Source organism: Albimonas sp., from assembly GCF_055129145.1.
In genome coordinates this window covers 1-21,263 of record NZ_JBSRTQ010000081.1, presented here as the reverse complement: position 1 = coordinate 21,263, position 21,263 = coordinate 1, and the positions used below count along the sequence as shown (strand labels likewise).

Here is a 21,263-nt window from a genome sequence, read left to right as displayed (position 1 = left end):
CCCGCGCCCCGTCCCGGCGAGGCCGACGCCCGCAGGCGCGCCGCCCGCCGGGCCATCGCGGTCTGGCTCTTCATCCTGGCGGGCCTGGTGGCGGCGATGGTGATGGTCGGCGGGCTGACCCGGCTGACCGACAGCGGCCTTTCGATCACCGAATGGAAGCCGCTGACCGGCGCCATCCCCCCGCTCAACCACGCCGACTGGCTGGCGGAATTCGAAAAATACCGCCAGATCCCCGAATTCCGGCTGATCCGTCCGGACATGACGCTGGGCGATTTTCAGTTCATCTACTGGTGGGAATGGGGGCATCGGCAGCTCGGCCGGCTGGTGGGTCTGGTCTGGGCGGCGGGGTTCTTCTGGTTTCTCGCGCGCCGGCAGATTCCCGCGGGCTGGACCTGGAAGCTGGTGCTTCCCGGCGCGCTCGGCGGGCTGCAGGGGGCGATCGGCTGGTGGATGGTGTCTTCGGGGCTGGAGGGGGCGCGGGTCGACGTCGCGTCCTACCGGCTCGCCACCCATCTGGGGCTGGCCTTCGGAATTTTCGGATTGCTGATGCATCTGGCCTGGTCGGTGCGCCTGTCGGGGGCGGAGCTGTTGCAGGCGCGGCGGCGTCGGCTGAGCGGCGCGATGACTTTCGCCAGCTGGCTTTCGGTCGCGATCTTCGCCCAGATCCTGGTGGGCGCGCTGGTCGCGGGGATCGACGCCGGGCGCGGCTACATCGACTGGCCGCTGATGGGGGGGGAGTTCCTGCCCTCGGAATCCTTCGGCTACGTGCCGCTCTGGACCAACTTCTTCGAGAACCCGGCGCTGGTGCAGTTCAATCACCGGATGCTCGGCTACGCGGTGTTCCTGCTCGGCGCCGTCTTCTGGTGGCGGATGCGGTGCGGGCCCCATGCGGGGATGCGCCGGCGGGCGAACTGGGTGATGGCGATGCTGCTGGCGCAGATGGCGCTGGGGATCGCCACGGTGATGCATGCGGCCCCGCTCGGCCTGTCGCTGATCCATCAGGTCGGCGCGCTGACCCTGTTCGCGCTGGCGCTGCGGGCGCGCCACGAGGCTGGCTGGCCGCGGGAGGAGCGGATCGCGCGCGGCGCCCGCTGAGGCGGCCCGGCCCCGGACAAGGGGTTTCCATGCGGGACACGGTCGCGGTTTCGTGAGCGGCCCGCGCCCCGTGCGGGCGCAAATGTCGCTGTTCCGACGGCATCGCCATGCTAGCCTCCGCCGTCGCCCGGTTGCCGGTGCGGAAATGAATGACAGGGAGTACCCAAGCTCATGCCCAGGAAGCTTTCTCTGATGACCGCAGCCCTCGGCGCGGCGCTGGTCGCCGGTCTCGGCGCAGCCTCCGCCGCCGACGCGCCGGCGCTGTCCGACAAGGTCGCGGTGCGACAGGCGATGATGAAGGACGTCGGCGCCGCGATGGGCGTGATGGGCAAGATCGCCAAGGGCGAGGCCGAATTCGAGGCCGGCGCCGTGCTGGGCGCGCTGCGCACCATGAACGCGGTGGCGCTCGGCTTCCATGACCAGTTCCCCGAGGGCTCCGAGACCGCCCAATCCGAAGCCGGGCCGAAGATCTGGAGCGATGCGGCCGGGTTCGAGACCGCGGTCGCCAAGTTCCTCGCCGACACCACCGCCGCCGTGGCGCTGGCCCCGGCCGATGCGGACGGCATGAAGCAGGCGATGGGCCTGGTCGGCGCCAACTGCAAGAGCTGCCACGAAGGCTACCGCGTGAAGAAGAACTGATCCGATGCTGCTGCGCCTGCTCCTGGCCGTCGCGTTGCTCGCGGCGGCCGGTTTCGTCACCGCCTGGTGGGTGACCGCGCCACGGCCGATTTCGGTGGCGGCGATCCCGGAGGGCTGGGCGCCGGACGCCGAGGCCGAGGCGCGGGGCGAGCTTCTGTTCCAGCTCGGCGGCTGCGCGTCCTGCCATGCCGATCCGGAGTCGACGGGCGAGGCGCGCCGGGTGCTGAAGGGCGGCCGGCATTTCGAGACGGCGTTCGGCACGTTCCTCGCGCCCAACATCTCGCAGGACGCGGAGGCGGGCATCGGCGGCTGGACGCCGGAGCAGTTCGCCTCCGCCTTCCTGCGCGGGGTGGGGCCGGAGGGGCGGCATCTCTATCCCGCCTTCCCCTGGGCGTCCTATGGGCGGATGAAGGTGGAGGACGCGCTGGACCTGCTCGCCTATCTGCGCACGCTGCCGGCCGATCCCACGCCGTCCAAACCGCATGATCTGAGCTTCCCGTTCTCGGTCCGCGCCGCGGTCGGGGGGTGGAAGCTGCTCTATTTCGACCGGGCCTGGGTAGTGACGGCGGGGCTCTCGGAGTCGGCCGAGCGCGGGCGCCGGCTGGTCGAGGGCATCGGCCATTGCGGGGAGTGCCATACCCCGCGCGATGCGCTCGGCGGGCCGGAATTCAGCCGATGGATGGGCGGCGGGCCCAATCCGGACGGGCCGGGCATGATCCCCGACATCAGCCCCAGCGGCCTCGGCGACTGGTCGGAGGGCGACATCGCCTATTACCTCGAGAGCGGCTTCACCCCGGGCTATGACAGCGTCGGCGGCTCGATGGCCGCGGTGGTGGCGGAGACGGCGAAGCTGCCGGCGCGCGACCGCGAGGACATCGCCGCCTATCTCAAGGCGATCCCGCCGGCGAATTGAACCGTGGCGGCGGAAATCTGCGCGGCATTCGAACGATCGGGCCGGATTCGGCCCCTCCGCGGCAACCGTGGCGATTGACGACCCGCCCCTGCGCGGTCTACGCCCCACGCGACGGCCCCATCCGCGGCAATCTCGGGAGGCTACCATGGCGCAGCTGCTTCACCTCGTGTTCGGAGGCGAGCTCGTCAGCCCGTCGGGCAACGAGTTCGCCGATGTCGACAAGATCGACATCGTCGGCATCTTTCCCAATTACGCCTCCGCCTTCACCGCCTGGAAGGCCGCGGCCCAGCGCAGCGTCGACGACGCGCACAGCCGCTACTTCATCGCCCACCTGCATCGCCTGCAGGACGAGGGCAAGAAGGACTCCCCCACCGAAAAGCTGGGCTGAGCGCGGGCCTCGCCCGCGCGCGCGATCATGCTTCGGAGAATCCGGGCCAATCCCCTGCTGCGCAGTCTCGTGGCCCGTCTGGGCGCGGGCTATATCCGGCTGGTCGGGCTCACCACCCGCTGGCAGGTCGAGGGGGCCGAGGCCCGTGCGCTGATCCGCAGCGCCAGGGGCCGGTGGATCGTGCCGGTATGGCATGGACGCCTGCTGATGGTGCCGTCCGAAAAAGCCGGGCGGATGAACGTGCTGGCCCTGATCTCGGCCAATCGCGACGGCGAGATCATCGCGCGGTGCGTGGAGCGGTTCGGGGCCACGGTGCTGCGCGGCTCGGCCGGCAACAAGCTCAAGCCCGAGAAGAACAAGGGCGGCACGGTGATGACCGTGGAGGCGATCCGTCGCCTCTCGGCCGCGCAGGACATGGTGCTGGTGATGACGCCGGACGGGCCGCGGGGGCCGCGGATGCGCGCCAAGCCCGGGGTGGCGGCGCTGTCGATGGCGACCGGCGTGCCGGTGATCCCCTTCGCCTATGCGATGGCGGGGGGGCGGGTGCTCGGGTCCTGGGACCGGTTCATCCTGCCGTTCCCCTTCGGGCGCGGCGCCAAGGTGTTCGGCCCGCCGATGCAACCGCCCGAAGCCGAAGGGCCCGAGGCGCAGGACGCCTTCCGACGGGAGATCGAGGCGGCGCTGATCCTCGTCTCGGCCCGCGCCGACGCGATGGTGGGCCGCAAGCCGATCGAGCCTGATCCCGATCCGTTTCCCGTTTCCGGCTCGGGTCCCGAGCCGGCGCCGGCGGGGGCATGAGCCTCCGCGTCGCGCGCCCGCCGCGTTCCGTCGCGCTGGGGCTCTATCTGGCGCTGTCGCGGGTGGCGGAGCCGGGGTTGCGGCGGCTGCTGGCGCGCCGGGTCCGGCGGGGCCGCGAGGATCCGGCGCGGCTGGGGGAGCGCCTTGGCCGGGCCTCGCGGCCCCGTCCCGAGGGGGTGTTGGTGTGGATCCATGGGGCGAGCGTGGGGGAATCCCTCGCCGCCCTGCCGTTGATCGATGCGCTGCACGCCGCCCGGCCGGATCTGGGCGTGCTGGTGACCACCGGCACCGTCACCTCCGCCGGGTTGATGGCCGAGCGGCTGCCCGCCGGCGTGATCCATCAATTCGTGCCGGTGGATGCGGGTCCCGCCATCGACCGGTTTCTCGACCATTGGCGCCCCGATCTGGGGGTGTGGGTGGAAAGCGAGCTGTGGCCGGGGCTGGTCTGCGGCGCCGCGGCGCGCGGCGCGCGGCTGGCGCTGGTCAACGCCCGGATCTCCGATAAATCCACCCGCGGCTGGCGCTTCGCCCCGGGAATGATCGCGGGGCTGCTCGGGCGTTTTGATGTGCTGCTGGCGCAGGATGGCGCGGTGGCGCAGCGGCTGGCCGGGTTGGGGGCGCCGGAGGATCGGGTGCGGGTGGCGGGCTCGTTGAAGGCCGGCGCCGCGCCGCCGGACCGGGCGCAGGCGCGGGCGGGGCTGGCGCTGGCGCTTGCCGGGCGGCCCTGCTGGCTGGCCGCCTCCACCCATCCCGGCGAGGAGGAGATCGTCGCCCGCGCCCAGATCCGCGCCGCCGCCCGCCTGCCGGGCCTGATCGCGCTGGTCGCGCCGCGCCACCCCGAGCGGGGGCCGGAGATCGCCGAGGCCCTGCGCGCCATGGGGTTGCGGGTCTCGCGCCGGGGGGCCGGCGAGGCGCCGGGGCCAGGGGATCATGTGCATCTGCTCGACACGCTGGGGGAGATGGGGGCGTGGTTCCGCCTCGCCCCGGTCAGCTTCGTCGGCGGCTCCTTCGTCCCGGTCGGCGGGCACAATCCGCATGAGCCGGCGGCGCTCGGCTCCGCCATCCTGCATGGGCCGCTGGTGGCGAATTTCGCCGAGGATTACGCCGCGCTCCGCGCCGCGCGGGGCGCGATGGAGGTCTCGGGCGCCGCGGCGCTGGCGGAGGCGGTGGCGGGGCTGCTGGGGGACGATGCGGCGCGCGAGGATCTGGTCGATGCCGCGCGCGGCGCGCTCGGCGACGGGCGCGGCGCGCTGGAGATGACGCGGGACGCGCTGCTCGACCTGCTGCCGGCGGAGGCGCGGCCGTGAAGCTGACCGCGCCCGGGTTCTGGAGCCGACCGCCGGACGCGCCGGGCTGGCTGGCGCGGTTGCTCTCGCCCATCGGCGCGCTCTACGCCGCGGCCACCGCGCGCCGGGTGGCGCGGCCGGGCTGGCGTGCGCCGGTTCCGGTGATCTGTCTCGGCAACCTGACCGCGGGGGGGGCGGGCAAGACGCCCTCGGCGATCCTGGTGCTGCAGACGCTGGCCGAGCTCGGGGTCGAGGCCCACGCCATCAGCCGAGGGCATGGCGGCTCGGCGGGGGCGGGGGCGCCGCACCGCGTGGACCTCGCCTGCGACCGGGCCGAGGCGGTGGGCGACGAGCCCCTGCTGCTCGCCGCCTTCGCGCCGACCTGGGTCTGCCGCGACCGGGCCGAGGCCGCCCGGGCCGCGGTCGCCGCCGGCGCGCAGGCGCTGGTGATGGACGACGGGTTCCAGAACCCGGGACTGGCGAAGGATCTTTCGATTCTGGTGGTCGACGCCGAGGCCGGGTTCGGCAACGGGCGGCCGATTCCGGCGGGGCCGTTGCGCGAAACGGTGGCAGCCGGCCTCGCCCGCGCCGACCTGGTGCTCGCCATCGGGCCCGCCCACGCCCGCGCAAACCTGCTGGAGAGCTGGCCCGCTCTGAAAACCCTGCCGGTGATCGAGGGCGAGGTCCGCGCCCGCGACATCGGCATCGACTGGTCGACGGAGCGGGTGGTGGCCTTCGCCGGCATCGCGCGGCCCGAGAAGTTCTTCGCCACGCTGCGCGGGCTCGGCGCGACGCTGGTCGCCGCCCATGAATTCGCCGACCACGCGCCCTTCGCGCCCCGCGCCCTGCGGCGGCTGGAGGCGGAGGCGGCGGCGGCGGGCGCGCGGCTGGTCACCACCGAGAAGGACGCCATGCGCCTGCCGCCGGCCTTTCGCGGCAAGGCGATGCCGCTTCCGGTGGAATTGCGGCTGGTCGGGCAGGCCGATTTCGAACGAACGCTGTCGAAAACGACGCTGCCCCCAAATGGACGCAATTCGGCCTGACCTCCGCCGCGAGCTTCGCCAACCTTTTCAAGGTCCCTCGGTCGTGACTTCGTCCGTCACGACAATCCGGGGCGCACGTGCGGGAAACCTGACTTTTCCGCGCGTGCGCCCCGTTTTTTTGGGGGGTCGCAAGTTTGGGGGGCGCAAGCCGGCGCCTGCTCGGCTCGCGCCTGATTTCATCGCTGCACGCCGCCCGGGCCGGGTTCCGTCGCGGGGCCCGGAAAAAAAATCGGCCCCGGCGCGCGGGTCGCCGGGGCCTGGCAGGTCTGGGTCGGGCAAGCGCCTCAGGCGGCGGCGACGGCCCGCCTCGTCATCACCTTGACCAGATGCGCGCGATAGTCGGGGGCGGCGTGGATGTCGCTCATCATGCCTTCGGCCGGCACGGTCAGCCCGTCGAGCGCGGCGGCGGAAAAGTCGGCGCTCAGCGCGGTTTCGGCCTCGGTCCAGCGGAACACGCCCTCTTCGGAGGCGCCGGTGACCGCGACGCGGACGCCATCCGCGAACTTCGCCACGAAGACGCCGACCATCGCGAAGCGCGAGGCGGGCTGGACGAATTTCTGGTAGTTGGCGGCCGCAGGGATCGGCAGGCGGATCTCGGTGACCAGCTCGCCCTCGCCCAGATCGGTGGCGAACATGCCCTGGAAGAAATCGTCGGCCGCGATCTCGCGCGCGCCCTCGGGGCCGGTCAGCACCAGCGTCGCGCCGCAGGCGAGCGCGGCGGCGGGCCAGCAGGCGGCGGGGTCGTTATTGGCGATCGAACCGCCGATGGTGCCGCGATGGCGCACGGCCGGGTCGCCGATATTGCCGGCGAGCGCGGAAAGGGCCGGGAAGGCCTCGGCCGTCGCCGCCTCCATCGCGCCGTGGGTGGTGGCGCCCTTGGCCACGACCACGCCGTCCGCGACGGTCACGCCGACCATCTCGGGGATCCCGGTCAGGCTGACCAGCGAGCCGGGCTGGGCGAGGCGCTGCTTGAGGGTCGGGATCAGGGTCTGACCGCCGCCGAGCGGCTGGGCCTCTTCGGCCTTCAGCGCCTCGATGGCCTCGGCGAGCGTGGCGGGCTTCACGAACTCGAATGCGTACATGGCTTGGCTCTCCTGCCTGGCGCTGGCTTATTCGGCGGCGGCGGACATGCGGACGGCCGCGTCCTGGATCGCCTTGACGATGTTCTGGTAGCCGGTGCAGCGGCAGAGATTGCCTTCGAGATAGTCGCGGATCTCGGCCTCGGTCGGGTTGGCGTTGCGCTTGAGCAGGTCGGCGGCGGTCATCACCATGCCGGGCGTGCAAAAGCCGCACTGCAGGCCGTGATTGTCGCGGAAGGCGGCCTGGATCGGGTGCAGCTCGCCCTCGCCGGGGGCCAGGCCCTCGATGGTGGTGACGTCCGTTCCCTCGGCTTCGGCGGCGAACATGGTGCAGGCCTTCACCGACTGGCCGTCGACATGAACCACGCAGGCCCCGCATTGCGAGGTGTCGCAGCCGACATGGGTGCCGGTCAGGCCCAGCGTTTCACGCAGGAACTGCACCAGCAGCGTGCGGCCCTCGGCCTCGGCGCTGACGGATTTGCCGTTCACGGTCATCGAAATCGTCGGCATCGCCGATCCCTCCCTTGAAATTCGTCGCGCGTCGGCGCGCGCGGGTGATGTTCGTAGCGCGTCGGCGCGCGCGGGTCCTGTCGTGGCGTCTTTCGGGTCGCGCGAGGTCGCGCGGGGTCCTTCTTGGTCCGGGCTCGGTTCGGGTGGACCGGGGTCAGCCGGTGATGCGCTTGAGCCAGCTGCGCTTCTCTTCGACGGGCTTGTCGAGCGTCGCGTCGACGCCGGCCTCGTCCACGCCCTCGACCACCTTCTGGAACTGGTCGAAGAACTTGTCGGCGGTGGACTTGGCGAAGCCGCCGATGACGCGGGAGCCGAGCTGCGCGAGCTTGCCGCCGACCTTGGCGTCGGCGTCGTAATCGAGCTGGGTGCCCTCGGCCACGTCGGTCAGCGTGACGGCGGCGGAGCCCTTGGCGAAGCCCGCGGCCCCGCCCTTGCCTTCGCCGACCAGCTTGTAGCTTTCGCCCGCGACCACGTCTTCGAGCGTGACCTGACCCTTGAAGGTGGCCTTCACCGGGCCGACCTTCTGGGTGACCGTCGCCGCGAACCCTTCCTCGGGGCTGCCTTCGAGGCTTTCGCAGCCCGGAATGCAGGCCTTGAGGACCTCCGGATCGTTCAGCGCGGCCCAGACGGCCGCGCGCGGGGCCGCTATGACGCGCGTTCCCTTGAGCTCCACTTCCGCTCTCCCATGGCTTCGGGGGCCGGGGCGGCGGACATGGTCGCGCCCCGGCGACAGATAAGCGCTTCGGGCGGGTCGGGCGCAACCCCCAAGGTCGTCTTATGTCGGACGGTCGCACGGGGCGCGCCGGAAAGATCGCCGGGAGACGGGGAGTCCCGCCGGGGGCGGGCCGTTTCGCGCGGCGCCCGAAGCGACATCCACCGAAAGTCGAGGCGAGGGCCGCGAAAACAACCCTGCGGATGCGGCGTGGTTCCGGGGGCGGCCGCCCGGCGCGGGGCGCTCCGCCCGGGCGCCGGAGTGTTGAACGTGACGCGCGCGAATCCGCTTGCGGGCGCGGGCGGGACCGCGTTCTGTTCGGTGAACGGACCTCGGGCGCCGCCGTTCCCGGGGGGCGGCGGCGCCGGGGCCGACTTTGTTCCGAGACCGACGCAAGGAAGCGCATGGCCTCCATTTTCCGCCAGATCGTCGTGCTCGCCGTCCTCGCCGGAGGCGCGGCCTGGGCGATCCAGACCCAGTTCGCCGACGATCCCGCGGGCGAGGCGCAGAGCCGCGCCCGTCCGCCCGTCGGCGTGGTGGTGGCCGAGGCCCGCGCAGGCGACGTGGAACGGGTGGTTTCGGCCATCGGCACCGGGCGGGCGCTGCGCTCGGTCGAGCTCAGGTTCACCGATACCGGGCGGGTGTCGGAGCTGCTGTTCCGGGATGGCGACGCGGTGAAGGCGGGGGCGGTGCTGGCCCGGCTCGAGGACGCGGCCGAGCAGGCGGCGCTGGCCGAGGCGGCCGCGTCGCTGGAAGAGGCGCAGGCGAATTACGAGCGCGCCGAAACCTTGCGGGAGCAGGGCCGGGTCACCAGCGCGGCCTATGACGTGGCCGACGGGCTGGTGAAACGCGCCCGCGCCCGCCAGGCGGCGGCGGAGGCCGATCTCGACGCGCGCTATCTGCTCGCGCCCTTCGACGGAGTGGTGGGCTTCGCCTCCATCGATCCCGGGGCGGTGGTGTCGTCCGGCGCCAATATCGCGACGCTCGACGACATCTCCGAGCTGGAGGTGGAATTCGCGGTGCCCGAGCGGTTCTTCGGCGAGGTGGCGCAGGGCGACGCGGTGCGGGCCACGACGGCGATCTTCCCCGGAGAGGAATTCAACGGCCAGGTGCTGGCCATCGACCGGCGGGTGGATGAGGTGTCGCGCGCCTTCCGGGTCCGCGCCCGTTTCCCCAATTCCGGCCTGCGGCTGCCGGCCGGGGCCTTCATGCAGGTCGATCTGGTGCTCGACTCCCGCGAAGGCGTGATCGCCCCCGAAGAGGCGCTGGTGACCGAGGCGGGGACCGTCCATGTCTTCGTGCTGAACGCCGACGACCGGATCGAGCGGCGCGAAGTGATCGTGGGCGGACGCCGGGCGGGGAGCGCCGAGATCCTCACCGGCCTCGTCGCCGGCGAGCGGGTGGTGACGCGCGGCGTGCAGAAGGTGCGCGACGGCGCGCCCGCCAAGGTGCTGCAGACCGAAGGCGCGCTGCGCCCCGAGGCCCGCGCGACCGATGCCGCGCCGGGGACCGTCCCGCCCGCGCCTGCCCGCTCCGCCGGCTGACGGGGGCGCGCGATGTCGTTTCCAGGCTTCTTCATCCGCCGTCCGGTCTTCGCGGTGGTGCTGTCGCTGCTGATCGTGGTGATCGGCCTGGTGTCGCTGACCCGCCTGCCGGTGCGCGAGCTGCCGGACGTGGACGCGGCGACGGTGACCATCTCCACCAGTTGGCGCGGTGCGGCGCCTTCCGTCGTCGACACCCAGATCACCGAAGTGGTCGAAAGCGCGGTGGCGGGGGTGGCGGGCGTGGACCGCATCGCCTCCTCGTCCGAACGGGGCGACAGCCGGGTGGTGGTCACCTTCGCCACCGGGCGCGACATCGACGACGCCGCCAACGACATCCGCGGCGCGGTCGGGCGCATCGTGGCCCAGCTGCCTGACGAGGCCGACGACCCGCGGGTCTACAAGAACGATTCCGACAGCGATCCGGTCATGCGGCTCGGCATCGTGTCGGAGCGGCACGATCCCCAGCGCCTGACCGACTACGCCGAGCGCTATGTGGTGGACCGGCTGGCGACGCTGGACGGCGTCGCCTCGGTCGCGGTCAACGGCCAGCGCCGCTACGCGATCCGCATCGACCTCGACCCCGCCGCGATGGCCGCGCGCAAGCTGACCGCGACCGAGGTGGCGGCGGCGCTGCGCGCGAGCAATGTCGAGCTGCCGGCCGGCGACGTGGTCTCGCTCTGGCGGCAATTCCAGGTGCGCGCGGCGACGCGGCTCGACGATCCCGAGGATTTTAGCCGGCTGGTGGTGTCGGTGGTCGACGGGACCCCGGTGCGGCTGGGCGAGATCGCCGACGTCGCCGTGGGCTCGGAGAATGACGAGACCATCGTGCGGTCGGAGGGGCGCAACTCCGTCGGCCTGTCGGTGCAGCGGCAGAGCCAGGCCAACACCATCGCCATCTCGAAAGCGGTGCGGGCGGAGCTGGAGAACATCCGCGCCTCGATGCCCGAGGGGATGGAGATCTTCGTCAGCTCCGACGATGCGGTGTTCATCCAGTCCTCGATCGAGGAGGTGGTGAAGACGCTGGTCATCGCGGTCGGGCTGGTGGTGCTGGTGATCTTCGTGTTCCTCGGCTCGCCCCGCGCCACGCTGGCGCCGGCGGTGGTGATCCCGGTGGCGCTGATCGGGGCGGTGGCGGGGATCCATGCCTTCGGGTTCTCGATCAACATTCTGACCCTCTTCGCGCTGATCCTCGCCATCGGCATCGTGGTCGACGACGCGATCGTGGTGCTGGAGAACATCCAGCGGCGGGTGGAGCGGGGGGAGCCGCCGGCGGCCGCGGCCCTGCGGGGGTCGGATCAGGTGGTGTTCGCGGTGCTCGCCACCTCGATCACGCTGATCTCGGTGTTCATCCCGATCTCGTTCCTCGACGGGCAGGTCGGGCGGCTCTTCACCGAATTCGGCATCGTCATGGCGGTGGCGGTGCTCTTCTCGACCTTCGTGGCGCTGACCCTGACCCCGGTGCTGTGCCACCGGGTGCTGCGCCAGGGGTCGGGCGGGATGCTGGAACGGGGCGTGAACCGGGTCTTCGGCGCAATCGAGCGCGGCTATCGCCGGACGCTGCGCGGCGCGATGGGCTATCCGATCGTGGTGCTGGCGGCGGCGCTCGCCATCGCAGGATCGGCCCTCTGGCTCAACGGCCAGCTGTCGCGCGAGCTCTCGCCCCAGGAGGACCGCGGCGTGTTCTTCGTCGCGGTCACCGCGCCGCAGGGGGCCACCGTCGCCTATACCGACCGCGAAGTGGCGCAGGTCGAGCAGAAGCTGCTGCCGCTCCTCGACACCGGCGAGGCGGCGCGGATCTATTCGATCATCGGTTTCCGGGGCGAGACGCATCGCGCCTTCGTGGTGGTGCGGCTGACCGACTGGAAGGCGCGGACGCGGACCAGTCAGGAGATCGTGGCGTCGCTGGTCGGGCCGGTGTCGTCGCTGCCGGGCGCGCGGGCGTTTCCGATCAGTCCGTCGGGACTGGGCCTGCGCGGCTCGCGAACGCCGTTGCAGGTGAAGGTGCTGGGGCCGGATTTCCTGTCGGTGCAGGAATGGTCCAAGACCCTGCTCGAGGCGCTGTCGGATCAGCCTGGCCTGCGCAATGTCGAGACGGATTACGAGGAGACCCAGCCCGAATTGCGCATCGAGGTCGACCGGGCGCTGGCCGACGATCTCGGCGTCTCCATCGAGGATATCGGGGCCACGTTGCAGACCTTCTTCGCCGGCCGCGAGGTCACCGGCTGGATCGAGCGTGGCCGCGAATACCCGGTGATCCTGCAGGCCAAGGAGGAGAGCCGGCGCACCGCGGAGGATCTGGGCGCGATGTATGTGCGCTCCGGCTCCACCGGCGCGCTGATCCCGGTCTCGGCGCTGGTGCGCACGTCGGAAGGGGCGGCCTCGCCCGAACTCTCGCGCTACAACCGCCTGCCGTCCATCGAGATCTCGGCGGCGCTGGAGGAGGGCTACGACCTCGGGGCGGCGGTCGACACGGTGCTGGAAACGGCGGCCCGCGTGCTGCCGGCCGAAGCGCAGATCGCCTTCGATGGGCAGAGCCGGGAGTTCCAGGAGACCTCGGGCGGCGCGGTCTGGACCTTCGTCTTCGCCATCCTCGTGGTCTATCTGGTGCTGGCGGCGCAGTTCGAAAGCTTCATCGACCCGCTGGTGATCCTTTTGACCGTGCCCTTGGGCCTCGCCGGGGCTATGGCGACGCTCTGGGCCTTCGACCAGTCGCTCAACATCTACACGCAGGTGGGATTGGTGCTGCTGATCGGGTTGATGGCCAAGAACGGGATTCTGATCGTCGAATTCGCCAACCAGCTGCGCGACGAGGGGTTTTCGGTCCGCGACGCGGCGCTGGAGGGCGCCGTGGCGCGGCTGCGTCCGGTGGCGATGACGGTGATCTCGACGCTGCTCGGCGCGCTGCCGCTGGTCTGGTCTTCGGGCGCGGGGTCGGAGGCGCGGGCGGCGATCGGACTGGTGATCATCGGCGGCTTCGGCATCGCCTCCCTGCTGACCCTGTTCCTGACCCCGGTGCTCTACGACCTGATGGTGCGCCACACCCGGTCCCGCGGCGCGGTGTCGGAAGAACTGGAGGCCGCGCTCGCCCATCGCGAGCCGACCGCGCCGGCGGAGTAGGCGCGCAGGACGCCGCGCCGCACTGCAACAACGCCTCTTGCGCGGGCGATGGCCCGTGACTAGGCTGACGCAAACCCGTTGGGAGACGCTGGCGACGCCAAATCGCCAGGGCCGAAGGAGCAACCGCCCCGGAAACTCTCAGGCGAAAGGACCGGCGGGGTCGATCGGAACGCTGGAGAGAGGCGCATATGCGCCCGCCGAAGGGATAGCGATCTCAGGCGAAAGGACAGCGGGGGCGGTTGCGGACGCGGGTTTCCCGCGCCCGGCGCTGCGCATCGACTTGGGGGCTGAATGAACGATCACGGCGATATCGACGGGCAGGGCGAGGCGCTGGCGCGCACGCCCCTGGCCGCCCTGCATGAAAGCCTCGGCGCGCGCATGGTGCCCTTCGCGGGCTGGCTGATGCCGGTGCAATACCCCTCGGGCATCCTGCGCGAACACGCCGCCGCCCGCGAAGGCGCGGCTTTGTTCGACGTCTCCCACATGTGCCAGGCGATCCTGCGGCCCTGGTCGGGCAAGCTCGAGGATGCGGCCCTGGCGCTGGAGCGGCTGGCCCCGATCTCGGTCGCGGGGCTGGGCGTCGACCGTCAGCGCTACGGCATGTTCACCGATCCCTCGGGCGGGATTCTGGACGACTTCATGGTGGCGAACCGGGGCGATCACCTGTTCCTCGTGGTCAACGCCTCGCGCCGGGACCATGACCTCGCGCATCTGCGGGCGCATCTGTCGGACGTTTGCGTGATCGAGGAGCTGAACGACCGCGCCCTGATCGCCCTGCAAGGCCCCCAGGCGGAGGCCGCGGCGGCGGCCATCGGCGCCGAAGTGCGCGACATGAAGTTCATGGACGTGATCGAGACGGCGATGGCCGGCGTCCCCTGCATCGTTTCGCGGTCCGGCTATACGGGCGAGGACGGGTTCGAAATCTCGATCCCCGCCGACCGGGCCGAAGGCGTGGCGGAAGCGCTGATGGAGCAGGCGGGGGTCGCGCCGGCCGGGCTCGGCGCTCGCGACAGCCTGCGGCTGGAGGCGGGGCTGTGTCTTTATGGCTCCGACATCGACGAGACGACGTCGCCGGTCGAGGCCGGGCTGCCTTGGGCGATTCAAAAAATCCGGCGCCGGGGCGGGGCCCGCGAGGGCGGGTTCCCCGGGGCCGAGCGCATTCTGGCGGAGCTGGAAACCGGCCCCGCCCGTCTGCGCGTCGGCCTGCTGCCCGAGGGCCGCGCCCCGATGCGCGCCCCCACCGCCATCTACGCCTCCGAAGACGCGGAGACGCCGGTCGGCGCCGTCGTCTCCGGCGCTTTCGGCCCCACGCTCGGCGGCCCGATGGCCATGGGCTACGTGCCGACCGAACTTTCCGCACCGGGAACCCGCCTTTTCGGCGAGGTCCGCGGCAAGCGGCTGCCGGCGCTGGTCGCCGAGCTTCCTTTCGTCCCCCATCGTTACAAGCGCTGAGATCCTCGCCATGACCAAGTACACCGAAGACCACGAATGGCTCGACCTCGATGGCGACATCGTCACCGTCGGCATCACCGAGCACGCCGCCGAGCAGCTCGGCGACATCGTGTTCATCGAGCTGCCTGAACTCGGCTCCGAAGTCGTCTCGGGCGCCGAAGTGGTGACCATCGAATCCGTGAAGGCCGCCTCCGACATCGCGGCGCCGCTGGAAGGCGAGATCGTGGAGATCAACGCCAAGATCGTGGCCACCCCTGGTCTTGTGAACGAAGATCCGATGGGCGAGGGCTGGTTCTTCAAGATCAAGATCGAAGATGTCGGCGCGCTCGACGAATTCATGGACGAGGACGAATACAAGGCCATGATCGATTGAGCCCCCAGGACGAAACTTCCATGCCCTTCGCCTTCACCGACTACGATCCCTATGACTTCGCCAACCGGCGCCATATCGGCCCGTCCCCGGCGGAGATGAAGGAGATGCTGGCGACCATCGGGGTCGGCAGCCTCGACGCGCTGATCGACGCCACCGTGCCTTCGGTCATTCGCCAGAAGGCGCCGCTGGATTTCGGGCCCGCGCTGTCGGAGCGCGAGGTCCTGTTCCGGCTGCGCGAGACGGCGCTGAAGAACCGGGTCATGGTCTCGATGATCGGGCAGGGGTTCCACGGCACGGTGACGCCGCCCTGCATCCAGCGGAACATTCTGGAGAACCCGGCCTGGTACACGGCCTACACGCCCTATCAGCCGGAGATCAGCCAGGGTCGGCTCGAGGCGCTGCTGAACTTCCAGACGATGGTCAGCGATCTGACCGGGCTCGATATCGCCAACGCCTCGCTGCTGGACGAGCCCACCTCCGCCGCCGAGGCGATGGCGTTGTGCCGCCGGCAGTCGAAGTCGAAGGCCGGCGCCTTCTTCGTCGATGCCGGCTGCCTGCCGCAGACCATCAATGTGGTGAAGACGCGGGCCGAGCCGCTGGGCATCGAGGTGATCGTGGGCGACCCCGACACCCTCGCGCCCGAGACGGTGTTCGGCGCGCTCTTCCAGTATCCCGGCGTGAACGGCGCGGTGCGTGATTTCACCGACGAGATCTCGGCGCTGCATGCCGCGAAGGCGCTGGCCGTGGTCGCCGCCGATCCGCTGGCGCTGACCCTGCTGAAAAGCCCCGGAGAGATGGGGGCCGACGTCGCCGTCGGCTCCACCCAGCGTTTCGGCGTGCCGATGGGCTGCGGCGGGCCGCATGCCGCCTACATGGCCTGCAGGGACGAGCACAAGCGGGCGCTGCCGGGCCGCATCGTCGGCGTGTCGATCGATGCGCGCGGCAACCGCGCCTACCGGCTGGCGCTGCAGACCCGAGAACAGCATATCCGGCGCGAGAAGGCCACGTCCAACGTCTGCACCGCGCAGGCGCTGCTGGCGGTGATGGCCTCGATGTACGCGGTCTTCCACGGGCCGCAGGGGCTGAAGGCCATCGCGCAGAGGGTGCATCTGAAGGCGGTCCGGATGGCCGCGGGGCTGGAGGGGCTCGGCTTCGAGGTCGGGCCCGAGACCTTCTTCGACACCGTGCTGGTCGCCGTCGGGGCGCTTCAGGGCGTGATCGTCCGGGCGGCGGCGGCGGAGGGCGTGAACCTGCGCGCCGTCGGCCCTGACCGCATCGCCATCACGCTCGACGAGCTGGTGCGCGACGCGGATATCGAGGCGGTGTTCCGGGCCTTCGGCGGCGCGATGAAGGTCGAGGGCCCGGCCCCCGAGCCACGCCTGCCGGCGGGGCTGATCCGGCGGAGCGACTACCTGACCCACCCGGTGTTCCACATGAACCGGGCCGAAGCCGAGATGACCCGCTACATGCGGCGTCTGGCCGACCGGGACCTCGCGCTCGACCGCTCGATGATCCCGCTGGGGTCGTGCACGATGAAGCTGAACGCCACGGCCGAGATGCTGGCGATCACCTGGCCGGAGTTTTCGAACATCCATCCCCAGGCGCCCGCCGAGCAGCGGGCGGGCTATGCGGAGCTGGTGAAGGACCTGTCGGAAAAACTTTGCGACGCCACGGGTTACGATGCGATGTCGATGCAGCCCAATTCCGGCGCGCAGGGCGAATACGCCGGGCTGCTGACCATCCGCGCCTATCACAAGGCCAACGGTCAGGCGCAGCGCGACGTCTGTCTCATCCCCACTTCGGCGCATGGCACCAACCCGGCCTCGGCCCAGATGGTCGGCTGGAAAGTGGCGCCGGTGAAGTCGCTTGCGAACGGCGACATCGATCTCGACGATTTCCGGGCGCAGGCGGCGAAGCATGAGGGGCGGGTCGCGGCCTGCATGATCACCTATCCCTCGACCCATGGCGTGTTCGAGGAGACGGTGCGCGAGGTCTGCAAGATCACCCATGACGCGGGGGGGCAGGTCTATCTCGACGGCGCCAACCTCAACGCCATGGTGGGGCTGGCGCGGCCGGGGGACATCGGCTCGGACGTGAGCCATCTCAACCTGCACAAGACCTTCTGCATTCCCCATGGCGGCGGCGGGCCCGGGATGGGGCCGATCGGGGTGCGCGCGCATCTCGCGCCCTATCTGCCCGGGCATCCGGTGACCGGGGCGGGGGCGGTGTCGGGGTCGGAATGGGGCTCGGCCTCGATCCTGCCGATCTCCTGGGCCTATTGCCTGATGATGGGCGGGGCCGGGCTGACCCAGGCGACGCGGGTGGCGATCCTCAACGCCAACTACATCGCGGCGCGGCTGCAGGGACCGTATCAGGTGCTTTACGCGGGCCCCGCGGGGCATGTGGCGCATGAGCTGATCCTGGATGTGCGGCCCCTGGTCGACCTCGCCGGGGTGCAGGTCGACGACATCGCCAAGCGGCTGATGGATTGCGGGTTTCACGCCCCGACCATGAGTTTTCCGGTGGCGGGCTGCCTGATGATCGAGCCGACGGAGTCCGAGCCGAAGGCCGAGCTCGACCGCTTCTGCGACGCGATGCTGGCGATCCGGGCCGAGGCGCAGGCCATCGAGGACGGGACCTTGGACCGGGACAACAACCCGCTCAAGCGCGCGCCGCATACGGTCGAGGATCTGGTGGGCGACTGGGACCGGCCCTATAGCCGCGAGCAGGCCTGCTTCCCGCCGGGCGCGTTCCGGGTCGACAAGTACTGGCCGCCGGTGAACCGGGTCGACAACGTGTTCGGCGACCGCAACCTGATCTGCACCTGCCCGCCGATGGAGAGCTACGCCGAGGCGGCGGAATAGGGCTGAGCCGATTCAGGTTGAGACGGTTGTCTCAGGCGTGAACAAGGGGGCGGGCCGCAGGGCTCGCCCCTTTTTCGCGGGCCTCAGGCGTAAGCGACGGCCCGGGCGCGCCCGCGGCGGATGCCGAAGGCCAGCGAGCCGACGATGACGAGATTGGCCACCCCGGCCAACGCCGCCAGCGCGAAGGTCGCCTGGTAGCTGCCGGTGACGTCGTAGAGGATCCCACCGACCCAGCCGCCGGTCCCGTGCCCGATCCAGCCGAAGGCGAGGATCGCGCCCATCGCGCCCGCCCGCTTCGAGGCCGGCGTCAGCGCGCGGGCCGAGGTCAGCACCCCGGTCATCACGCCCGCATAGCCGAAGCCGTAGAGCACGGCGTAGACGAGGAACCCGTCGAGCTCCTGGAAGAAGGTGAAGCCGAACACCATCGCCGTCTGCCAGGCCGAGGCGGCCATGTAGGCGCGCAGGCCCCCGATGCGGTCGGCGAGCTGGCCGAAGAACAGCCGCCCCGCGATGCCGGCGCAGAGCATGGCGAGCATCACTCCGCCCGCCTCGGTCGCGCCGATGCCGCAACCCTGCATGTAGGGGACGAGATGCATCAGCGGCACCGACATGCAGGTGCAGCAGCCGAGCACCGCGGCGCACATCGCCGCCACCACCAGCCGGTGGGGCAGGGGCGTGGCCGGAGCCTCGGGCGCGGCGGGCCCGCCCGCGCCGGCGGAGGCGGGCGGGTTGCGGGTCAGCAGCGCCAGCGGCACGAGGACGGCGAGGGAGAGGCCGCCGAGCACGCCGAAGGCGCTGCGCCAGCCGAGGGACTCGATCAGCAGGGCCGAGACGAAGGGGATCCCGCCCTGGCCCAGCGCCTGGCCGGCCGAGGCGATGCCGATGGCCATGCCCGCCCCGGTCACGAACCACGCCCCCACCAACGCCACCAGCGGCGCGAAGAAGGCGGCGCCCCCGAAGGCCCCGGCGAGGAAGAAGAGGGCGTAGAAGTGCCATAGGGCCTCGGCCTGCGAGGCCGCCAGCAGGCAGGCCCCCAGCGACGCCGCCCCGAAGACGCAGACCGGCCGCACCCCGAGCCGGTCCGAGAGCCGGCCCATCAGCACGCCCCCGGTCGCGAGCCCCGCGAGGCCCGCGGTGTTGATCAGCGCGATGTCGCCGCGCGCCCAGCCGAACGCCATCTCCAGCGGCAGGAAGAACACCGACAGCCCGTTGACCAGCATCCCCATCGACACCGCGAGGATGGTCGCCGCCGCCCCCACGATCACCCAGCGATAGGGGTGCGGGGCCGGCGTCGGCGCGGGGTGGGTCATGGCGGGCTCCCGGGAAGGTTGTTCAGTCGGCCTTACGGAATAATCGCCCTTCCCCTCGGCTGACAAGCGTCATTCTCCACCCCCGTCCCGGGAAATGACGCCCGCAACGCGAAACGCCCGGCGGGAGATTCGCCGGGCGTCCTGGTCGTCAGCGTCGGCCCGACCGCCCCGCGGGGCGGCCGGATCGGATCAGATCGCGGCCTGGGTGACGAATTTGGTCATCAGATAGGCCTCGATCGCCTCGGACCCGCCCTCGGTGCCGTAGCCCGAGTCCTTCATGCCGCCGAAGGGCACTTCCGGAAGGGCGAGACCGTTGTGGTTGATCGTGGTCATGCCGGCCTCGACCTGACGGCCGAGCGCGTCGGCGGTCGCCTGGGAGCCGGTGAAGGCGTAGGAGGCGAGGCCGAAGGGCAGGCGGTTGGCCTCCTCGATCACCTCGTCCAGGTCCTTGAACCGGTTGATGATGGCGACGGGGCCGAACGGCTCCTCGTTCATGATCCGGCTGTCGAGCGAGGCGCCCGCGATCACCGTCGGCTCGAAGAAATTGCCGACATTGCCGATGCGCGAGCCGCCGGCGACGAGCTCGGCCCCCTTCTCCACCGCGTCGCCGATCAGGGCGTCGAGCGCGGGGATGCGGCGCTCATTGGCGAGCGGGCCCATGGTGGTGTCGGCCGCGAAGCCGTTGCCGACCTTGATGCCCTTGGCCATGGCGGTGAAGTCGGCGACGAACTTGTCGTAGGCCTTCTCCTGCACCAGGAAGCGGGTCGGGGACACGCAGACCTGCCCGGCGTTGCGGAACTTGGACATGCCGAGGATCTTGGTCGCCATGTCGAGATTGGCGTCGTCGAAGACGATGGCGGGCGCGTGGCCGCCGAGCTCCATCGTCACCCGCTTCATGTGCTGGCCGGCGAGGGCCGAGAGCATTTTCCCGACGGGGGTGGAGCCGGTGAAGGTCACCTTGCGGATCACCGGATGCGGGATCAGGTATTCGGAGATCTCGGAGGGCACGCCGTAGACGAGGTTGATCACGCCCTTGGGCACGCCCGCGTCGACGAAGGCCTGGATCAGGGCGGCGGGGGAGGCCGGGGTCTCCTCGGGCGCCTTGACGATGATCGAGCAGCCGGCGGCGAGCGCGGCGGACAGCTTGCGCACCACCTGGTTGATCGGGAAGTTCCACGGCGTGAAGGCCGCGACCGGGCCGATGGGCAGCTTGATCGCCATCTGCATCACGCCGGGCGCGCGGGCCGGGATGATCTGGCCGTAGGTGCGGCGGGCCTCTTCGGCGAACCAGTCGATGACGTCGGCGCCGGCCATGGTCTCGCCCTTGGCCTCGGCCAGCGGCTTGCCCTGCTCGAAGGTCATCATGCGGGCGATGGCGTCGGCGTTGGCGCGCAGGTTGTCGGCGGCCTTGCGCATGATCTTGGCGCGCTCATAGGCCGAGACCTTGGACCAGGTCGCGAAGCCGAGCTTGGCGGATTTCAGCGCGGCGTCGAGGTCGACCTTGGTGGCGTGGGCCACCGTGCCGATCACCTCGTCGGTGGCGGGGTCGAGCACGTCGATGGTGCGCCCCTCGGCGCCGCCGCGCCATTCGCCGTGCCGGTCTCGGTCCTCAGCGGCCTGATGCGCCGCGACGTTCCGGACGCGTTGCGCGCTCTGCGTCGCGAATGCCTGGACGCCGGATGACGGGCGTCCAGCCCGATGCGCCCGACGGTCTGTGGCTGTTCGACGGCGTCTGCAATCTCTGCTCGGGATCGGTCGCCATCGTCCTGAAGCTGGACCCCGAAGGCGTCATCCGCTTCACGCCGATCCAGTCGCCCTATGGCCGCCAGCTGGCCGCCGCCCATGGGATCGATCCCGACAATCCGGCCAGCTTCCTGTTCCTCGACGGCGGGCGCGCGCTGGAGAAGACCGCCGCCATCGGCGCCCTGCTGAGGCGACTGAAGCCTCCCTGGCGCTGGCTGGCCATTATCGACCGCCTGCCCCGGGGTCCCGCAGACGCCGCCTATGACTGGCTCGCCGCCAACCGCTACCGACTGATGGGCAAGAAGGCGGCCTGCATGGTTCCTTCACCCACCGACCGCACGCGGTTCATCCTCGACCCGCCCGCGAGATAAGCGCCCCCACTTCATGACAGGACGGT

Annotated in this window: 17 protein-coding genes, 1 pseudogene and 2 riboswitches; of the genes and pseudogenes, 13 read left to right on the top strand and 5 right to left on the bottom strand. The window is 71.0% G+C overall.

Going from position 1 to position 21,263, the window contains the following annotated elements; translation table 11 throughout:
- From ACTB72_RS13515 to lpxK, 7 genes are all read left to right on the top strand, one after another.
- Nucleotides 1-1,095, top strand: a 1,095-nt coding sequence (locus ACTB72_RS13515) for a COX15/CtaA family protein (RefSeq protein WP_463037522.1), incomplete at its 5' end; no start/stop codon positions are given.
- Nucleotides 1,096-1,287: 192 nt separating this feature from the next.
- Nucleotides 1,288-1,734: a c-type cytochrome gene (locus ACTB72_RS13510; RefSeq protein WP_463037521.1), complete on the top strand. Its 447-nt coding sequence runs from the start codon at nucleotides 1,288-1,290 to the stop codon at nucleotides 1,732-1,734.
- Between the two features lie 4 nt (nucleotides 1,735-1,738).
- Complete coding sequence (locus tag ACTB72_RS13505) at nucleotides 1,739-2,647, top strand: cytochrome c (RefSeq protein ID WP_463037520.1); 909 nt, start codon at nucleotides 1,739-1,741, stop codon at nucleotides 2,645-2,647.
- Between the two features lie 145 nt (nucleotides 2,648-2,792).
- Entirely contained in the window at nucleotides 2,793-3,035 is a 243-nt protein-coding gene (locus tag ACTB72_RS13500; protein WP_463037519.1) for a DUF4170 domain-containing protein, read from the top strand.
- Nucleotides 3,036-3,062: 27 nt separating this feature from the next.
- Nucleotides 3,063-3,833, top strand: a complete 771-nt coding sequence (locus ACTB72_RS13495) for a lysophospholipid acyltransferase family protein (protein ID WP_463037518.1) — start codon at nucleotides 3,063-3,065, stop codon at nucleotides 3,831-3,833.
- Nucleotides 3,830-5,140 carry a 3-deoxy-D-manno-octulosonic acid transferase gene (locus ACTB72_RS13490; RefSeq protein WP_463037517.1) on the top strand — a complete coding sequence of 437 codons (1,311 nt, stop codon included), beginning with the start codon at nucleotides 3,830-3,832 and terminating at the stop codon, nucleotides 5,138-5,140. Before ACTB72_RS13495 ends, ACTB72_RS13490 begins: the two co-directional genes overlap by 4 nt.
- Before the next feature lie 2 nt (nucleotides 5,141-5,142).
- On the top strand, nucleotides 5,143-6,162 hold the full coding sequence (gene lpxK / locus ACTB72_RS13485; RefSeq protein ID WP_463037523.1) for a tetraacyldisaccharide 4'-kinase: 1,020 nt from the start codon (nucleotides 5,143-5,145) through the stop codon (nucleotides 6,160-6,162).
- A 284-nt stretch (nucleotides 6,163-6,446) separates the two neighbouring features.
- Here lpxK and ACTB72_RS13480 read toward each other — a convergent pair whose 3' ends face one another.
- The 3 genes from ACTB72_RS13480 to ACTB72_RS13470 form a co-directional block, all read right to left on the bottom strand.
- Nucleotides 6,447-7,244: an FAD binding domain-containing protein gene (locus tag ACTB72_RS13480; RefSeq protein ID WP_463037516.1), complete on the bottom strand. Its 798-nt coding sequence runs from the start codon at nucleotides 7,242-7,244 to the stop codon at nucleotides 6,447-6,449.
- Between the two features lie 27 nt (nucleotides 7,245-7,271).
- Nucleotides 7,272-7,751: a (2Fe-2S)-binding protein gene (locus ACTB72_RS13475; RefSeq protein ID WP_463037515.1), complete on the bottom strand. Its 480-nt coding sequence runs from the start codon at nucleotides 7,749-7,751 to the stop codon at nucleotides 7,272-7,274.
- Nucleotides 7,752-7,905: 154 nt separating this feature from the next.
- Nucleotides 7,906-8,424 (bottom strand): CoxG family protein, encoded by a 519-nt coding sequence (locus ACTB72_RS13470; protein ID WP_463037514.1) that lies wholly within the window; start codon nucleotides 8,422-8,424, stop codon nucleotides 7,906-7,908.
- A gap of 443 nt (nucleotides 8,425-8,867) precedes the next feature.
- On the opposite strand from ACTB72_RS13470, the gene ACTB72_RS13465 reads away from it, so the two are divergent.
- The 5 genes from ACTB72_RS13465 to gcvP all read left to right on the top strand — a co-directional run bounded on the left by ACTB72_RS13465 (nucleotide 8,868) and on the right by gcvP (nucleotide 17,813).
- The gene (locus ACTB72_RS13465) at nucleotides 8,868-10,007 is read left to right on the top strand and encodes an efflux RND transporter periplasmic adaptor subunit (RefSeq protein WP_463037513.1); all 1,140 of its coding nucleotides are present in this window, start codon (nucleotides 8,868-8,870) and stop codon (nucleotides 10,005-10,007) included.
- Nucleotides 10,008-10,019: 12 nt separating this feature from the next.
- A complete protein-coding gene (locus tag ACTB72_RS13460; protein WP_463037512.1) occupies nucleotides 10,020-13,124 on the top strand; it encodes an efflux RND transporter permease subunit in 3,105 nt (1,034 codons plus the stop codon).
- Nucleotides 13,125-13,193: 69 nt separating this feature from the next.
- Nucleotides 13,194-13,288, top strand: a riboswitch (glycine riboswitch).
- Between the two features lies 1 nt (nucleotide 13,289).
- Nucleotides 13,290-13,364: riboswitch (glycine riboswitch) on the top strand.
- Between the two features lie 51 nt (nucleotides 13,365-13,415).
- Nucleotides 13,416-14,576, top strand: coding sequence for a glycine cleavage system aminomethyltransferase GcvT (gene gcvT / locus ACTB72_RS13455; RefSeq protein ID WP_463037511.1), 1,161 nt, complete (start codon nucleotides 13,416-13,418; stop codon nucleotides 14,574-14,576).
- 10 nt (nucleotides 14,577-14,586) lie between these two features.
- A complete protein-coding gene (gene gcvH, locus ACTB72_RS13450; protein WP_463037510.1) occupies nucleotides 14,587-14,949 on the top strand; it encodes a glycine cleavage system protein GcvH in 363 nt (120 codons plus the stop codon).
- Between the two features lie 20 nt (nucleotides 14,950-14,969).
- The gene (gene gcvP / locus ACTB72_RS13445; protein ID WP_463037509.1) at nucleotides 14,970-17,813 is read left to right on the top strand and encodes an aminomethyl-transferring glycine dehydrogenase; all 2,844 of its coding nucleotides are present in this window, start codon (nucleotides 14,970-14,972) and stop codon (nucleotides 17,811-17,813) included.
- 83 nt (nucleotides 17,814-17,896) lie between these two features.
- On the opposite strand, the gene ACTB72_RS13440 is transcribed toward gcvP, so the two are convergent.
- Together ACTB72_RS13440 and ACTB72_RS13435 are read right to left on the bottom strand one after the other, a co-directional pair.
- Nucleotides 17,897-19,123, bottom strand: a complete 1,227-nt coding sequence (locus ACTB72_RS13440; protein WP_463037508.1) for an MFS transporter — start codon at nucleotides 19,121-19,123, stop codon at nucleotides 17,897-17,899.
- A gap of 189 nt (nucleotides 19,124-19,312) precedes the next feature.
- Nucleotides 19,313-20,716, bottom strand: a pseudogene (locus ACTB72_RS13435) (NAD-dependent succinate-semialdehyde dehydrogenase); the annotation flags it as partial.
- A gap of 86 nt (nucleotides 20,717-20,802) precedes the next feature.
- Between ACTB72_RS13435 and ACTB72_RS13430 the strand changes: the two are divergent.
- The gene (locus tag ACTB72_RS13430; protein WP_463037507.1) at nucleotides 20,803-21,237 is read left to right on the top strand and encodes a thiol-disulfide oxidoreductase DCC family protein; all 435 of its coding nucleotides are present in this window, start codon (nucleotides 20,803-20,805) and stop codon (nucleotides 21,235-21,237) included.
- Nucleotides 21,238-21,263 lie beyond the last annotated feature (26 nt).

Bases quoted from the DNA above. Each gene is read 5' to 3' on its own strand.
- ACTB72_RS13460 (WP_463037512.1), top strand. From the start codon at position 10,020: ATGTCGTTTCCAGGCTTCTTCATCCGCCGTCCGGTCTTCGCGGTGGTG.
- gcvP (WP_463037509.1), top strand. From the start codon at position 14,970: ATGCCCTTCGCCTTCACCGACTACGATCCCTATGACTTCGCCAACCGG.
- ACTB72_RS13505 (WP_463037520.1), top strand. From the start codon at position 1,739: ATGCTGCTGCGCCTGCTCCTGGCCGTCGCGTTGCTCGCGGCGGCCGGT.
- gcvH (WP_463037510.1), top strand. From the start codon at position 14,587: ATGACCAAGTACACCGAAGACCACGAATGGCTCGACCTCGATGGCGAC.
- ACTB72_RS13430 (WP_463037507.1), top strand. From the start codon at position 20,803: ATGACGGGCGTCCAGCCCGATGCGCCCGACGGTCTGTGGCTGTTCGAC.
- ACTB72_RS13440 (WP_463037508.1), bottom strand. From the start codon at position 19,123: ATGACCCACCCCGCGCCGACGCCGGCCCCGCACCCCTATCGCTGGGTG.
- ACTB72_RS13480 (WP_463037516.1), bottom strand. From the start codon at position 7,244: ATGTACGCATTCGAGTTCGTGAAGCCCGCCACGCTCGCCGAGGCCATC.
- ACTB72_RS13500 (WP_463037519.1), top strand. From the start codon at position 2,793: ATGGCGCAGCTGCTTCACCTCGTGTTCGGAGGCGAGCTCGTCAGCCCG.
- ACTB72_RS13495 (WP_463037518.1), top strand. From the start codon at position 3,063: ATGCTTCGGAGAATCCGGGCCAATCCCCTGCTGCGCAGTCTCGTGGCC.
- ACTB72_RS13475 (WP_463037515.1), bottom strand. From the start codon at position 7,751: ATGCCGACGATTTCGATGACCGTGAACGGCAAATCCGTCAGCGCCGAG.
- ACTB72_RS13465 (WP_463037513.1), top strand. From the start codon at position 8,868: ATGGCCTCCATTTTCCGCCAGATCGTCGTGCTCGCCGTCCTCGCCGGA.
- gcvT (WP_463037511.1), top strand. From the start codon at position 13,416: ATGAACGATCACGGCGATATCGACGGGCAGGGCGAGGCGCTGGCGCGC.
- ACTB72_RS13510 (WP_463037521.1), top strand. From the start codon at position 1,288: ATGACCGCAGCCCTCGGCGCGGCGCTGGTCGCCGGTCTCGGCGCAGCC.
- ACTB72_RS13490 (WP_463037517.1), top strand. From the start codon at position 3,830: ATGAGCCTCCGCGTCGCGCGCCCGCCGCGTTCCGTCGCGCTGGGGCTC.